Source organism: Alteromonas sp. WD8-37 (genome assembly GCF_055326825.1).
Genome location: NZ_JBUZOV010000002.1, coordinates 548,067 through 562,718, shown reverse-complemented (window position 1 = coordinate 562,718; position 14,652 = coordinate 548,067). Strand labels below are relative to the sequence as shown.

General features: G+C 49.7%; 13 protein-coding genes and 1 other RNA gene. 2 read left to right on the top strand and 12 right to left on the bottom strand.

Going from position 1 to position 14,652, the window contains the following annotated elements; genetic code table 11:
* Positions 1-155 precede the first annotated feature (155 nt).
* Together ACTUJZ_RS07970 and ACTUJZ_RS07965 are read right to left on the bottom strand one after the other, a co-directional pair.
* Complete coding sequence (locus ACTUJZ_RS07970) at positions 156-3,446, bottom strand: TonB-dependent receptor domain-containing protein (RefSeq protein WP_463635763.1); 3,291 nt, start codon at positions 3,444-3,446, stop codon at positions 156-158.
* Between the two features lie 247 nt (positions 3,447-3,693).
* Complete coding sequence (locus tag ACTUJZ_RS07965; RefSeq protein ID WP_463635762.1) at positions 3,694-4,779, bottom strand: tryptophan 2,3-dioxygenase family protein; 1,086 nt, start codon at positions 4,777-4,779, stop codon at positions 3,694-3,696.
* 118 nt (positions 4,780-4,897) lie between these two features.
* Here ACTUJZ_RS07965 and ACTUJZ_RS07960 point away from each other — a divergent pair, with 118 nt between their 5' ends.
* Positions 4,898-5,173 (top strand): late competence development ComFB family protein, encoded by a 276-nt coding sequence (locus ACTUJZ_RS07960; RefSeq protein WP_463635761.1) that lies wholly within the window; start codon positions 4,898-4,900, stop codon positions 5,171-5,173.
* A gap of 7 nt (positions 5,174-5,180) precedes the next feature.
* Here ACTUJZ_RS07960 and ffs read toward each other — a convergent pair.
* Together ffs and ACTUJZ_RS07950 are read right to left on the bottom strand one after the other, a co-directional pair.
* Positions 5,181-5,277, bottom strand: an RNA gene (gene ffs / locus ACTUJZ_RS07955) — signal recognition particle sRNA small type.
* Positions 5,278-5,356: 79 nt separating this feature from the next.
* A complete protein-coding gene (locus ACTUJZ_RS07950; protein WP_463635760.1) occupies positions 5,357-6,415 on the bottom strand; it encodes a Glu/Leu/Phe/Val dehydrogenase dimerization domain-containing protein in 1,059 nt (352 codons plus the stop codon).
* Positions 6,416-6,601: 186 nt separating this feature from the next.
* Here ACTUJZ_RS07950 and ACTUJZ_RS07945 point away from each other — a divergent pair, with 186 nt between their 5' ends.
* The gene (locus tag ACTUJZ_RS07945) at positions 6,602-7,069 is read left to right on the top strand and encodes an Lrp/AsnC family transcriptional regulator (RefSeq protein WP_463635759.1); all 468 of its coding nucleotides are present in this window, start codon (positions 6,602-6,604) and stop codon (positions 7,067-7,069) included.
* Positions 7,070-7,166: 97 nt separating this feature from the next.
* Here the strand turns inward: ACTUJZ_RS07945 and maiA are convergent, their stop codons facing one another.
* The 8 genes from maiA to pspB form a co-directional block, all read right to left on the bottom strand.
* The gene (gene maiA / locus ACTUJZ_RS07940) at positions 7,167-7,826 is read right to left on the bottom strand and encodes a maleylacetoacetate isomerase (protein ID WP_463635758.1); all 660 of its coding nucleotides are present in this window, start codon (positions 7,824-7,826) and stop codon (positions 7,167-7,169) included.
* Positions 7,827-7,837: 11 nt separating this feature from the next.
* Positions 7,838-8,851: a fumarylacetoacetate hydrolase family protein gene (locus ACTUJZ_RS07935; RefSeq protein ID WP_463635757.1), complete on the bottom strand. Its 1,014-nt coding sequence runs from the start codon at positions 8,849-8,851 to the stop codon at positions 7,838-7,840.
* Complete coding sequence (locus ACTUJZ_RS07930; protein WP_463635756.1) at positions 8,848-10,005, bottom strand: homogentisate 1,2-dioxygenase; 1,158 nt, start codon at positions 10,003-10,005, stop codon at positions 8,848-8,850. Before ACTUJZ_RS07930 ends, ACTUJZ_RS07935 begins: the two co-directional genes overlap by 4 nt.
* Positions 9,998-11,092, bottom strand: coding sequence for a 4-hydroxyphenylpyruvate dioxygenase (gene hppD / locus ACTUJZ_RS07925; RefSeq protein WP_463635755.1), 1,095 nt, complete (start codon positions 11,090-11,092; stop codon positions 9,998-10,000). Before hppD ends, ACTUJZ_RS07930 begins: the two co-directional genes overlap by 8 nt.
* A 210-nt stretch (positions 11,093-11,302) precedes the next feature.
* Entirely contained in the window at positions 11,303-12,859 is a 1,557-nt protein-coding gene (gene tyrR, locus ACTUJZ_RS07920; protein WP_463635754.1) for a transcriptional regulator TyrR, read from the bottom strand.
* Positions 12,860-12,938: 79 nt separating this feature from the next.
* Positions 12,939-13,748 (bottom strand): phenylalanine 4-monooxygenase, encoded by an 810-nt coding sequence (gene phhA / locus ACTUJZ_RS07915; protein ID WP_463635753.1) that lies wholly within the window; start codon positions 13,746-13,748, stop codon positions 12,939-12,941.
* 186 nt (positions 13,749-13,934) lie between these two features.
* Complete coding sequence (gene pspC, locus ACTUJZ_RS07910) at positions 13,935-14,399, bottom strand: envelope stress response membrane protein PspC (protein ID WP_463635752.1); 465 nt, start codon at positions 14,397-14,399, stop codon at positions 13,935-13,937.
* Positions 14,396-14,635 (bottom strand): envelope stress response membrane protein PspB, encoded by a 240-nt coding sequence (pspB, locus tag ACTUJZ_RS07905; protein WP_463635751.1) that lies wholly within the window; start codon positions 14,633-14,635, stop codon positions 14,396-14,398. The genes pspC and pspB overlap by 4 nt, the downstream gene beginning before the upstream one ends.
* Between the last annotated feature and the right edge of the window lie 17 nt (positions 14,636-14,652).

The following is a 14,652-nucleotide window of genomic DNA, read 5'->3' as shown; positions in this document are numbered from 1 at the left end:
AGATAAAACCTTGTGAATAGCGCGTTGTGAGGTGAGTAGTCAGTCCGATTTTAAAATGATTAAAACTTGAACAGCGCCAAGAAAGGTTTGAAGGGGGAATAAAAAACACCCGGCCGAAGCCGGGTGTTTGAGGTATTAAAAAGGCTAAGCCTTAATTAAAATTGGTGATTTACACGTAAGCTGAAGCGACGACCTAAACGCTCATCCAAGCCATAGTGGCCTGCAGCAAAAGCAATTGCACCATTTTCGTCCGGCTTACGATCCAACAAATTGAACACGTTAAACTGAATGCTTGTAGACTCATCCAAGTTGTAGCTCACTGCCAATTCGTGCAGTACACGCCAGTCAGTTTCATTGGTAAAGTTGCCCTGATAAGAGCCATCTTCCAACTCTGTAAAGCTATCTGCATACAATACTTGGTCCAGCGAGTCGATCTTCACTGGATTCTGCCAGCGAATACGATGGCTAACTAACCAATCATCATACGTCCAGGTTACGTCAACCGTACCCAACCAATCCGGGTCAGCAAAGTCACCCACATCTTCGGTTACTTCGGCAGAAGGTGTAGCCTGGAACTCATTAGTGATGTTGTGCTGAGTATTAGAGTTAATGCTCAAGTTACCCCACTCTTCCAGGTCGTGGTTATAGAACAACGCAATAGATACTGCTTCGAACGTCGACAGAGCAACGTTAGCAGGCTGATTGCGTGCTTCGATAACCTGGAAGTCATCGCCACGTTTGAAGGTGCTACACGCTGCTTCATTCGGGAAGTCATTTGAGTCAAAGCAAGTGGCAGCCAACGTTTCAAAATCAACCTGTTCAATGAAATCTTCAATTTCCAGGTTGTAGTAATCCACACTAACCTGCAAACCTTCCAGGAAAGTAGGTGTGAAGCCAAATCCTACAGAGTAAGATTTGTTGGTTTCAGGCCCCAGCTCAGAGTTACCCGACACGATGCCGGTTGGGATAGTACCGTCCTGGATGTTGGAAACAAATGTATCAGTGTCGATACCCAGCGATTCACAATTAGCCTTACGTACCTCAGGGTTAGGACCTAAGCCAACGGAGCGAGCGTCACAGGGGTCATCACCTGAAATAAATGTTTGTTGCTGTGGCTGGAACAACTCGTTGATTGACGGGTTACGGAATGCCGTAGCATAGGTTGCCCGGATAGAGAAGTCGTCCATCACCTGCCACTTCAGGCTGGCCTGGTAAACATCTTCTTCCGTGGTACGGTTTTCAAAGCCACGAGGCGCGTCAGTATTGAATTCCTGGTTACGATAAGCGCCGCTCAGCTCAAGATACTGAACAAACGGAATAGCCATATCTTCAGAAATGATAGGAGCAACCACTTCCACATAGTACTCATTCGTATCAAAACCACCTGAAACCGGACGATCGATAGTTGAACGAGTTACAGGAACACGCCCACCCAGAGCTGGCATGTAGTTGCCATCTTCGATACGGCGTTCAACACCAACAACAAAATCCAGTGGACCACCTGGTAGCTCAAACGCTGTACCACCTAAGTTGGCAGTATAAACTGTTTGCTTGTTAGACGCAGAGGCCATTTGCGGGCCGCCTGTAATGAAGTCTAATGCCTCAACAGAAGCTTGCGAACCAAACAAGTTCAATGGTGTACAACCATCAAGGAACGGCAAGTCTTCATCAGTCAGGCCGTTACCTGAAGCACGAGAGTTGAAGCCTTCCAGTGTACCTGCAGCTAAGTCTGCATAGGCACCACAGATGATGTCGCCACGCTCGAAGCCGCCGGTAAATTGTGAGCGAGCACCTTGCAACGCCGCAAGAGCTGCATCCATATCGGCAAGATCATCAGTCGCATCATCAGGATCTTGTAGGCGGATTCGCTCTAACAATTCATCGTCAACGCGTTGGGCATTAACAGCGTTTAAGAAACGGCCATCGACGATCCCGGTAGTTTGAATATTAACATCAGACTGGCCGTGAACTACAGACACATCCCAGTAGAAGTAACGATCCAACGCAGTGAAGTCACCTTCTAAGCTATTGGTGATACGCCAAACGTGGGTCTCATTAGAGTTGCCACCTAATGACACCAAATCATTGTTAAAGCGGTGAATAGAAAAGGCATCCCCCTCTAAACCAGCTGAGCGAAGTGTACTTCTGGCTTGTTCAGACAAGAACGGGTTGTTGATGTCCATAGCCAGAGCCGCGGATGTGCCACCGAAGAACCCAGTTTGGAAGCCACCCTGGTTAACCAGCTCTTCACCCTTGGTGTTAGCAAACATGAGATCATTTTTAAATCGCAGGTTATCCGTGATGTCAAAGCGGAATGACGCATAGCTATTAAAACGTGAAGTGGGTGAGCGAATTTGATCAACACTGTCAAAGAAGTCCAGACTACACACGCCAGGTCCGCCTTGTGTAATCAGGCTTCGGGCCTGTACAGAGCCTGGTTGACACTGGGTGATGTCACCGTTTTGAGTAAACTCGTAGAAGTTACCGTCTGGCAGACTGCCTAAACCAAAAGAAGGTAAAAAGCCTGAACCTGGAGGCGTGATAGCGCCATTTTGGGTGAATAATTGCAGTTGTAACTCATTGTATGTCAAGCGCACTGAACGGCGGTCTTCTGCAGTCAGTTCACCATCGCCATTGAGGTCGTCACCTACGCCATCGCCGTTAAAGTCAATAAATTCATTTTGGCCAGAGTCAAAGCCAGGATTATTATTACACAGGAAGTCCTGGTCACATTCCAACAAGCCATTGTTGCGGGTGTATTCCATACCGAACGTTACGTTACCCCGGCCGTTACCAAAGTTACCGCCACCCAATGTACTTACCTGGAATGTCCGGGCATTGCCATCTTCATTTCCATCATACTGAGCCGTAACTTCAAAGCCTTCATAGTCATCTTTTAAGATAACGTTAACAGTCCCGGCGATCGCATCGGCACCGTAAGTTGCCGCACCGGTCAAAGGTACCACTTCGATGCGCTCTATCAGGTTTACTGGAATTGCGTTGATATCAACCTGCGAACCGCCTTGTGAAGCAGATTGAGAACTTACAAAGCGCTTTCCGTTTACCAGTGTCAGAGTACGTTGAGTGCCCAAGTCAAAAAGGTTCGCCTGGTTTTGACCAGCGTTTTCTGCGTCCTGATCACCAGCGGGTGTCAATGAGCCGCCGAATAATGGAGATTGGTTAAGCAGGTCAGCCGCGTTAGTAAAAGCGCGAACTTTTATATCTTCTTCGCCAAATGAGAATACGGGTGTGCTGTTGCTAATTTCAGCGCGTTGAATACGCGAACCTGTAACACTGATTCGTTCTACGCCAACCTCTTCTGCGTCAACATCATCAGCAGCTGTGTTTTGTTGAGCGTATGCCAGATTGGCAGAAGACATTGCCAGTGCTGTACCAAACGCGCACGCCAGCTTCACTGATGAAGCCAGTTTAGAGCTTTTAAACATGAGTTTTCTCCCTGAAAAAAGCAGCAACTCGATCTGCTTTTTGCCTTTTTGCTAATTATTATTTCCGTAACCGGAAGAAAGAATATTTACATTCTTTCACCTTTATATAAAAGACACGTTTCGGGTGATTTTTCAACACTTTTTTAGCGAGGGAAGTGATTAATTTCGACTTATTTAACAGCTCAAAAATTAACCACTTAGGTGCAAAGTTGTAATTTAACAACACATTGACAATATGCGTTTTAATTTATTTATAAAAACCAAAATAGCGTTTAACTTGTTGGGGCAGCGGGGGCAACATTTCTTTGGGCAACAAAAATGTGGCTGAGTTGAAAAAGTCCACAAATATGCGGTTGGATTCGGTGGTTTTTTTGAGGTATTGATGGCCAGAAGATCCACCGGTTCCAATTTTACTACCCAACATGCGCTGCACCATCATGGCATGCCGGTAGCGCCAGATCGTGAGTTTTTCATCAATCTCTGTCAGGGCTGTGATGAGCTGGAAAGGCAGGTTAAATAAGGGTTCTTCCGGGTATTGTTTGATAAACAGGGTGGCCATCATGGCATCATGGCTCAGGCGAAACACGCCCTCCTCGCGCAATTTTTGGTATTGTTGCTTATCAAACAAGGCATCAAAACTGGCTTTAGTGGCTTCCCAGTCTTTGAGCTCCTGGCGTTTGTCCTTTTCACTCAAAGTGGCATTGGTTTCAATGGTGTTGCGATCCTGATTGAGCAAGGTATCGGTGGCCGATTTATAATGCTGCCAAAAAGCAAATTCGTCTTTTTCCAACAAGGGCAACCGGGCCAGCCAGCGCTCCACCAACTCAAACAGACTGGGTTTATTTTCCAGCGCTTCCAGCAGCGCCCGGTCTTTATCGGTTAGCCGGCTATAAAAACTTTGCTTGTCGAAATCGATGCGATATTCACGCTTCAAGCCTAATGAAATTTCCAGGCGTTTGAACTGGATTGACTGAAAGCCGGAAGCGGGCACCAGATAGTCACGAAAGGACAAAAACTGCTGCGGGGTCATGGTTTCCATCACGCTGATTTGATCATTCATCAGCTGCTGGATCTGAATAATGCGCTGCAGGCGATGCACCACACCAATCAAGGCGTCATCGGCCACGGTTTGTTCGCTGAACGTATCGATTATTGCATTAAGCTCGTGCAAAATTTGCTTAAACCAGAGCTCGTACACCTGATGCACGATAATAAACAACATCTCATCATGGGCCGGCTCACCGTATTTTTCGCTTTGAAACTCCTGTGCGCCAAGGATTTTGTCCAGGTGCAGGTAATCACCGTAATAAACCGGGGTAGTATTTCTTTTCATCGTTTTCCAACTTGCGAATACAAAAATTTAGTCTAACACTTTATTAACATTGCATCGCAAAAACGTCGCTGTGGCAACACCTGCAGCGGCTGGTTTGGGTACCACAGGGAAAACAGGTATGCCTCTACATGATGATATTCATAATTACTATGAACACTTACTGGCCGAAAAAATCAATGCGCTGGGGCTTAACGACACCAAAAGCCCGGATTATGTCGCCGATTTGTGTTGTTTGGCGCTGAATCAAGTGCCACCGCGTTATATTCGTTTTGATGTAGATATGGCGTTTTATCTGCCAATACAGGAACGAGAAAAAATGGAGCAAAGTGTGGCCCAGGCGCTGATGAGTGCGCAGGCTTACTTAGAGAAAAAAGAGGGGATGCGAAAAAATTAGGGTGGCAGGCCCCCAGCCACATCTCGGCACATGAGTCGTCTGCTGCGGCTGCTCCCTTCCAGGCCTGACCGGATTCACAGAGTATCATTGCGAGAGGACCAGGGGCCCACCATTGAAACTCGCTGGCTTCAAGTGTTGCTCGATGCCAGCGAGCGCGCATTATGACGGCTTGTTAGTTAACTTTCAAGCCTTGTGTGCAAATCGCTCTTCGGCAATCATATTGGCCACCCGGTTGGTGGCTTTTTGTTCCTGATCAGCACGTTCAAAAATCTCAGTTAAAGTATCGCCAATCTGCTCGATGTGCTCGCGCAACGCGTCATCGGAAGATTTGTCCATACGCTGATGATAGATATCAATTACCCCACCGGCATTGACCACATAATCTGGCGCATACACGATGCCCTGGCGATGCAGAATCTCACCGATTTCTTCACGAGCCAGTTGGTTATTGGCCGCGCCGGCAATCACCTTGGCCTTAATGGTCGGCAAGGTTTCATCATTGATGGATGCGCCCATAGCGCAGGGTGCCACTACATCCACATCCAAGCCGTAAATTTCTTCCGGTGCTACAGCGGTGGCGCCCAGTTCACTGACCGCACGCTCTACCCCTTCAGGATAAATATCGGTAACAAACAAAGTGGCACCGGCTTTGTGCAAATGTTCGGCCAGGCGATAGCCCACGTGGCCCATCCCCTGGATGGCCACTTTCACGCCTTTTAAATCTGACTGCATGGCGTGCTTGACCGCAGCTTGCAAACCCACAAAAACACCATAGGCTGTGGAAGGAGCTGGATTGCCATCGGGGGTTTCACCGGCATAGTGATATTGCGCTTTGACGCCGGCGATATACTTAGACTCCTCGGCCATCACCTGCAGGTCAGTAACAGCGATACCAGAATCTTCGGCGGTAAAATATTTTCCGCCCAGCGAGTCGACAAACTTGCCCATGGCCGTCATCATTTGCGGCGTCTTGGCTTTACGCGGATCGCCGATGATAACCGACTTACCGCCGCCTAATTTAAGGTTAGCCATGGCGGCTTTGTAGGTCATGCCTTTGGACAAACGCAGTACATCGGTCAGTGCTTCGGCACTATTAATGTATGGCCACATCCGGCAGCCACCCAGCGCAGGCCCCAGATTGGTATTATGTACCGCAATAATGGCACTTAAGCCCGCTTCTTCGTCGTGATAAAACGCAACGTGTTCGTGGTTATCAAATTCTGGATGCTCGAAAACAGACATAAGCCCTCAATCGTAGTATTTAGTTGACAAGAGTGTAGCGAAAAATCGGGAGGACATGCCTTGCGATGTTTGTTAATGAATTTAACATACAGCAAAATACAGACTACCGATTTAAAATAGTTATGATGCTTATCCTAGGATCTTTTCCAATATATAATGCTCATCATAATAATGTGGATGATTTAAATGAAGCTAGATAAATTTGATCGCGAGATTTTACGCGTTTTGCAGCAAGACGCCACTGTTTCAATGGCTGAATTAAGCCAAAAGGTTGGCTTGTCGCACACCCCCTGCTGGCGACGGGTAAAACGTATGGAAGCCGAAGAGATCATTGTCGGAAAAGTGACCCTGCTAAACAGCAAAAAACTGAACCTGGGGGTGTCTGTGTTTATCTTTGTCACTTTGAAAAACCATGATGGCCACTCTCTGATCGACTTTGAGCAGGCTGTGCAGTCTATCGACGAGATTGTTGAATGTCACACCACCAGCGGGGAAAAAGACTATCTGCTCAAAGTGGTGGTAGAAAGCATCGAAGAATACGAGAACCTGCTTAAGAGTAAACTGACCCATCTGCCACTGGTGGATCATTTAAGCTCGACTTTTGCCCTCAAACAGGTGAAAAATACCACCGAGCTCCCTATCAAAATGCAATAGCCATCACTCAGGTTATTGCTGATCATCTGCACTTAGCTATTAAGCACAAAAAAAGCGCCTTTCAAAAAGGCGCTTTTCAGTTAAAGGCAGTAAGTCATCAGGTGGGCATCGCATCGACTTGATTTTCTGGCCGGGCTGCCTCGAACGCGTCCAGCTGGTTGCAGTTATCGTATATTTTTTTGATTAAGGGGTAGGCCTGCATGTCCACCCCAAAGCGCAAGGCGCTGTATACCTGGGGAACCAGGCACACATCCGCCAGACTGATATTATAATCAAAGCAATATTTACCGGCCTGGGTTTGCAAGCGCTGTTCAACGGCTTTGAATCCTTGCTGCGACCAGTACGCCACCCAATCGGCTTTTGCCTTAGCATCCGCGCCGAACCGCGCTTCTAATTGCTGCAATACCCGCAAATTACCCAGCGGCTGCATATCACAGGCCATGTCGTAGGCCAGTGCACGCACCCGGGCACGTTCAAGCGCATGACTAGGGATGAGCGGGCATGGCTGCGGATGCTGCTCATCTAGGTATTCGATGATACTCAATGATTGATTCAGGATCACATCGGCTTCATCGTCCACCAAAGTGGGCACCAGTTCACTGGGATTAAGCTGCTGGTAAGGCGGCTGATGCTGCTCGCCGCCTTCCTTAACCAGATGAACCGGAATATAGTCATATTCCAGTTGCTTCAGGTTCAATGCAATCCGTACCCGGTAACTGGCCGACGAGCGCCAATAGCCGTAAAGTTTAAGCGCCATAGCTGCCCCGCCTACTGATTAAGCCGTTTAAGCTGTTGGTCGATGGCACCAAAAATACTGTTGCCCTGGCTGTCCTGCATTTCGATGCGGATCTTATCGCCAAACTGCATAAACGGTGTGCTGGGCTTGCCATCGCGGATGGTTTCAATCATCCGGATTTCAGCAATGCAAGAATATCCACGGCCACCGGCATCCACTGCCGAGCCATGATCGGTACCCTGTTTGTTCGACACTGTGCCCGAGCCAATGATAGTGCCGGCACCCAGATTACGCGACCTGGCGGCATGTGCGATTAACTGACTAAAATCAAAAGTCATATCTTCGCCGGCTTCAGGCACCCCAAAGGTATTGCCATTATAAGTGGAGCGCAGCGGCAGATGCACCTTGTTAGCCTGCCAGGCATCACCCAGTTCATCAGGTGTCACCGCCACCGGTGAAAAGCTGCTGGCCGGTTTGGACTGGAAAAAGCCAAAACCCTTAGCCAGTTCACCGGGGATCAGCCCGCGCAATGAGACATCGTTAACCAGCATCAACAGGCGGACATGCTGGCCGGCCTGCTCGGCCGAACACTGCATAGGCACATCGCCGGTTACCACGGCAATCTCGGCTTCAAAATCTACGCCCCATTCATCGCTGGGCAATATGATATCGTCAGTGGGGCCAATAAAGTCATCCGAGCCGCCCTGATACATCAGCGGATCGGTCCAGAAGCTTTCTGGCATTTCTGCACCGCGTGCTTTGCGCACCAGTTCCACGTGATTGACGTAGGCGCTGCCATCGGCCCACTGGTAGGCGCGCGGCAATGGTGATTCACAACGGCTGGGGTCAAAGTCGCTAGCTTCGATTTGCTGATCGTTTAGCGCGTTATAGCGCTGCTGTAGCGGGGCTTCCAGCTCGGCCCAGTTATCCAGTGCCTGTTGCATGGTGGCAGCGATATCACTGACCGGGCAGGTTTTGGTTAAATCACGGGAGACCAGCATCAACTGGCCGTCACGGGTATCGTTTTTATAGGTTGCAAATTTCATTCATTATCCTTTTTCACTGTGCGCCAGCTGTACACATAGTCAGGGTTTTCCACCGCGCTGGCGGCGTCGCCAATGATCAGCGCATCCCGGGTATCCAGCATCACCGCCACTTCGTCAGTGAAGGTTTTTTTGTGCTGGCGACCGGCGGCAAATGCCTTGGGGTGTGGCCCGTGGGTAAAGCCTGCCGGATGAAAGGTCACCATGCCTCTGTCGATGTTGTCGCGGCTGAAAAAATCGCCTTCGTGATAAAACAGCACTTCATCGTAATCATCATTATTGTGATAAAACGGCACTTTGAGTGCACCGGGGTCAGACTCGATGGGGCGTGGGACAAAAGTACACACCACAAAACGTGCGGCCACAAAGGTGGTGTGGGCAGACGGCGGCAGATGGTAGCGATGGCTCATGACCGGGCGAATATCGCGCCAGTTCAGCCGCACTACCGACAAATCACCGTGCCAGCCAATGGCATCCAGCGGGTTAAAGGGGTAAGTAATGCGTGATAACCGGTTGTGCCGTTTGACCTCTACCTGCCACTGGTTTTCATCCTGCTGCGCCAAAAACTGATCGTTGATTTGTGGGGTGTCCAATACCGCCGGATCAAAGATCGCATGGCCGCCCAGCATGCCTTTTTCCGGTAACTGGTAGGCATCATTGGTGGCCTCAATCATCAGGATCTGCATCGCAGATGACGGCTCCAGTCGCCACAGGGTCGCACGCGGGATCACCACATAGTCGCCTTTGACCAAAGTCAGATGACCATAATCGCAATACAGTTCACCCTGGCCTTCGTGCACAAACAGCAGGTCGTCGCCATCAGCATTGCGAGCCAGGCGCGACATAGCGGTGGTGCAATGCCATAAGCGATACTGACAATGGGCATTATGCAAAATAACCGGTGCGGCAAACGGGCTGTCAGTAGCGGCATCGTGGCCGTGCTCGGCCAGCTGATTTAAGTCGAACGCACGCGGGCGCAGCTCCCCTTCCCACTCTATCCAACCGGTCGGCGCATGCTTATGATGCATGTGCGTGGCCGGGCCGAAAAACCCATTACGACCGGTCTCACGCTCGTAAATCCCTTCTTCGGGAAAGTCCGCGTGAGCTTGCCGGGAATGGCTGCCCTGCGCGGTGGGAAACTTGATCCAGTTACGCATCTTGCTTCTCGTCTGAGATCACACCACGGCGGATCTGGTCCAGCTCGATGGACTCGAACAAGGCTTTAAAGTTGCCTTCGCCAAAGCCTTCATTGCCTTTACGCTGAATGATTTCAAAAAATACCGGCCCAATGACGGTATCGGTGAAAATCTGCAGCAGAATGCCATCTTTCATCGGCGCGCCATCAATTAGGATACGCTGCTTTTTCAGTTGTTCTAAATCTTCGCCATGGCCTTCAACGCGGCTGTTAACCGCCTCGTAATAGGTGTCTGGTGTATCCATGAACTTCATGCCGCGCTCACGTAATTCCGATACGGTTTTGTAGATATCATCGGTGGCCAGCGCGATATGCTGAATGCCTTCGCCTTTGTATTCACGGATGAACTCTTCAATCTGTGACTTATCGTCAGATGATTCATTAATTGGAATACGGATCTTGCCACACGGCGAGGTCATGGCTTTACTGACCAGGCCGGTCAGCTTTCCTTCGATATCAAAGTAACGGATCTCGCGGAAGTTACCGATACGCTCATAAAAATCGGCCCAAACTGCCATGTTGCCGCGTTTAACATTGTGAGTCAGGTGGTCCACAAACTGCAGGCCAGAGTTGGCTTTTTCCATCCGCGCCTGCCAATCGTCATAAAAGCGAAAATCCACATCATAGATGCTGCCGTCTTCATAACGGTCAACAAAATACAGGGTGCTCTCACCGATGCCGTAGACCGCAGGAATGTTCAGTTCCATCGGACCTAAGTTGCCGACAAATTGTTTGGCGCCATTTTCCAGGGCATGTTCAACCGCCTTGCCGGCGTCTTTAACCCGGAAAGCCATGCCGCATACACTGGGGCCGCGCAAACGGGCAAATTCTTCAGCCTGAGAGGCAGGCTCGGCATTGATGATAAAATTCACATCGTTTTGCTTATACAGCCATACCTGTTTGGATTTGTGTTTTGCCACTTCGGCGAAGCCTAGTGACGAAAACAGATCCTTAAGTGCCTGGATGCCTTTATCATCAGCAGCGGTGTATTCAACAAACTCAAACCCATCAGTACCCAGCGGGTTATAGGAATAATCAACAGTAGTCATGGTGTAAACCTTGTATTAATTTTTAACAGCGTGTTTACACAATAAACATCAAAAGCGGTGACTTGAAAAGGTTGGCCGGGCCGATAGTTTTTAGCGCAAGAAACTGGCTAACTGTAAGCAAAAATTGACAGGAGACAAGGTCGTTAAAAGAAGGCCGGAAATGGCCACCCGCAGCGCAAGTGGCGTAAAGCAATCAGAACAAATGTGTAGTTAAAACTTTACAGTGGCTTTATTGATGCCATATTCGCGCAGTTTGTTAGCGATGGCGGTATGGCTCAGGCCGAGTTTTTTGGCCAGCTGACGGGTGCTCGGGTAAGACGGATACAGCCGACGCAGCAAGTCACGTTCAAACTTTTTCACTTCCTCATCCAGGGTGCCATCGAAGTTCTCATCAATATAAGTGGTGCTAGGGGCACAACTTGGCAGCTGAATATCTTCTTTGGTGATTTCTTTGCCATCCAACAATGACAATGCCCGGTATAAGGCGTTTTGTAGTTGGCGCACATTGCCTGGCCAGGGGTATTGCTGCAAATAGTCCACACAGGATTTACTCAGCTTGGCCGGGCGCCGGCCCAGTTTAGCACTGTGCTGCACAATAAAAGCTTCAGCCAGGGGTACGATATCGGGTTTGCGATCTTTTAATGACGGCATCACCAGCGCCAGCACGTTGAGCCGGTAGTACAGCTCCTTGCGAAACAGGCCATCTTCCACCAGCTGGCCAAGATCACGGCAGGTGGTACAGATAAAGCGCACATCAATTTTCACCGGCTTATCATCACCTACCCGGCGAAACTCACCGTGCTCCATCACCCGCAGCAATTTTGCCTGTAGCTGGGTCGACATATCGGCAATCTCATCCAACAGCAAGGTGCCGCCGGCCGCCAGCTCCAGTAAACCCGCCTTGCCTTCTGGCTGATTAAACGCCCCGGCGGCATAGCCGAATAGTTCGGTTTCGGCTACCGAGTCTGGCAGTGAGGCACAATTTAACGCTAAAAACTCACCTTCGTTGCGCCGGCTGGCCTGATGACAGGCCCGGGCAATCATCTCTTTGCCGGTTCCGGTTTCGCCAAAGATCAAAATAGGTGCGTCCAGGTCGGCTACCTTGCGCGCTTCTTTCACCGTTTTATGCATGCTGGGTGACTGGGTGACAAATTTATCAAAGCTGTCGGATTCGGTTTGATGAAACGCAGTAAACTGTTGGCCCAGGCGCATTTCAGATTTAAGCAAAATCACTGCCCCGGCGACAATGGTGCCATCTTCGCCATCCGGCACATTGATGGGCAGCATGTCAGCCAGATAATCCTGCTGAATAAATTGCACTTTAGATGATGCCGGGCGGATAGCACTGGACTCCAGCCAGCGATGAAAATTAAAGCCCTTGACCCATTCAGCAACATCTTCGCCGCGAATGCAGTCTACGCTGGTTTCTAAGCCGGCGGTGACCGCTTCGTTACACATGAGGATGTGACCGCGGGTATCAATAGAAAATACCGGATCAGGCAAGGTTTGCAGTATGGCAGAAAGCTGATTGCGCTCGCGCTCGGCGGGCATAAAGGGGGTGGTTTTGACATCATCAATGCCTTCGATGCGCCGGATCTTGGGCATCAGATGCTGAAAGTCAGCAAATTCGATGTTGGGAAAATTTAAAAAGATTTTCCCACCTACATCGATTTCAATTCCGCGCAGGTCGATTTCGTGGGCCACCAGGATGTCCAGTACATCCTGGGTGATCCCCAGCCGATCCTGGCAGCAGATTTCTAAACGCATACATCGCTCTAAACTGTAAAGTATTTTTTACAGAATATCACAACTTTGTAACAATGAAAGCGTTTTTTATCTGACTGCTTTAGTTTTGACCACTGGCCACTTTTTCCTTTGGCGGGAACAAGGGCTCAAACAATCCCTGGGCCTTGGCTTCTTGCACCAGAGCCATCAGGTCCATTTCAGACAATGTAAACAGATCGTCGAATTGCTCCAGGATATAATACAACGGCTGCATGATGTCGATGCGGTACGGGGTCCGCAGCGCACTGACCGGGTCGAGCGGCTTACGCTGTGGCGTGTCACTTTCCAGTGCATACACGGTTTCGCCTGGTGACGATAAGATGCCGCCGCCGTATATACGCAAACCGGCATCCGTTTGGACCAGGCCAAATTCCACCGTGAACCAATATAGACGAGCCAGATACACCCGGTCTTCTTTGCTCGCATTGAGCCCCAACTTACCGTACGTATGGGTAAAATGCGCAAACGCCGGGTTAGTCAGCAATGGGCAATGGCCGAAGACTTCGTGGAAGATGTCCGGCTCCTGCAGATAATCAAATTCCTCGCGGGTGCGAATAAAGGTTGCCACCGGGAATTGCTTGTTTGCCAGTAACCGAAAAAATTCAGAAAAGTTGATCAGCGCCGGCACTTCAGCAGTTTGCCAGCCGGTGGCTTTTTTCAGTTTTTTGTTCAGGTCGGGCAGCTGAGGGATGGCGCTGGCATTTAATTGCAGCAGATCCAGCCCTTCATGATATTGCTCGCAGGCCCGCCCCTGAATTAAATCGATTTGCCGCTCAAACAATTCTGACCAGACTTGATTTTCTTCATCGCTCCAGTGGATATGCCCCTGGCTATCCGATGCCCTGGATTTGTATTGTGTCCCTTTAGACATAACGGAACCTCTGTTGGTTGACCTAACTTATTGACCGTCAGTCTATCGAAAAATTGCGTGGCTCACACAAGTCGCTCAAAGTTGGCTGAAGCAAATGGCGTAACATAAAATTTACATGCATGAGTGGCGGGCGCGCTGAACACGGCAAAAACGACAGGCATAAAAAAACAGGCCGAAGCCTGTTTTTTATAAGCGATTGATTTCGCGATTAAGCTGGAACTCGCGGGAGGTGACATACTTTTCCATGCGTCGCAGGCGGACTTCACTTTCACCGAACTTGCGAGCGATGGTTTTCAGTGCATGACGCGGTGCTACACCGGCTTGCCACACCTTGCTTTTCACTTCCATCGACTCTTCTTCCGAACTGCCAGCAGCAGACTTGGAGCCGGAGTTGCGCCAGCCCTTACCCGCGCTTTCGAACGGGTTGATGATGGTGACATGGTCCTGCACATTGCCAGGCTTTTTCTCCATGATGAACCAGCCGGCAATATAAGCGACAAATACAAACGGGCCGGCCAACAGGAAAAATGCGGTCACTACCAGAATGCGCACCAGCCAGCGTTCCAGGCCAAAATAGTTGGCGATGCCGGCACAGACCCCAGCAATCCGGGCGTGCTCAGTGTCTCGATACAGTTGCCGGTTTACTCTCATGCCCGACTCCTCCATTCCGGTGCTTCGCTATCCAGAATCGCCTCCAAGGTTTTCACCCGCTCGGCCATGGTTTCGGCTTTTTCGGCCAGCTCCTGCAGCGTGGCGTGTTCTTCCTGGCTCAAGCCCTGATTAATACGGCGCTTACTGCGATAGTGTAATACCAGCCAGATAGGCGCGATAAAAATCATGAATAAAATAATTGGTGCCACCAGCAGCCCAATAACGGCTTCATCCATTGTGTCTACCTCCGTTA

Bases quoted from the DNA above. Each gene is read 5' to 3' on its own strand.
- ACTUJZ_RS07950 (WP_463635760.1), bottom strand. From the start codon at position 6,415: ATGTCTGTTTTCGAGCATCCAGAATTTGATAACCACGAACACGTTGCG.
- ACTUJZ_RS07965 (WP_463635762.1), bottom strand. From the start codon at position 4,779: ATGAAAAGAAATACTACCCCGGTTTATTACGGTGATTACCTGCACCTG.
- maiA (WP_463635758.1), bottom strand. From the start codon at position 7,826: ATGGCGCTTAAACTTTACGGCTATTGGCGCTCGTCGGCCAGTTACCGG.
- hppD (WP_463635755.1), bottom strand. From the start codon at position 11,092: ATGACTACTGTTGATTATTCCTATAACCCGCTGGGTACTGATGGGTTT.
- pspC (WP_463635752.1), bottom strand. From the start codon at position 14,399: ATGAGAGTAAACCGGCAACTGTATCGAGACACTGAGCACGCCCGGATT.
- phhA (WP_463635753.1), bottom strand. From the start codon at position 13,748: ATGTCTAAAGGGACACAATACAAATCCAGGGCATCGGATAGCCAGGGG.
- pspB (WP_463635751.1), bottom strand. From the start codon at position 14,635: ATGGATGAAGCCGTTATTGGGCTGCTGGTGGCACCAATTATTTTATTC.
- ACTUJZ_RS07970 (WP_463635763.1), bottom strand. From the start codon at position 3,446: ATGTTTAAAAGCTCTAAACTGGCTTCATCAGTGAAGCTGGCGTGCGCG.
- ACTUJZ_RS07930 (WP_463635756.1), bottom strand. From the start codon at position 10,005: ATGCGTAACTGGATCAAGTTTCCCACCGCGCAGGGCAGCCATTCCCGG.
- ACTUJZ_RS07960 (WP_463635761.1), top strand. From the start codon at position 4,898: ATGCCTCTACATGATGATATTCATAATTACTATGAACACTTACTGGCC.
- ACTUJZ_RS07935 (WP_463635757.1), bottom strand. From the start codon at position 8,851: ATGAAATTTGCAACCTATAAAAACGATACCCGTGACGGCCAGTTGATG.
- tyrR (WP_463635754.1), bottom strand. From the start codon at position 12,859: ATGCGTTTAGAAATCTGCTGCCAGGATCGGCTGGGGATCACCCAGGAT.
- ACTUJZ_RS07945 (WP_463635759.1), top strand. From the start codon at position 6,602: ATGAAGCTAGATAAATTTGATCGCGAGATTTTACGCGTTTTGCAGCAA.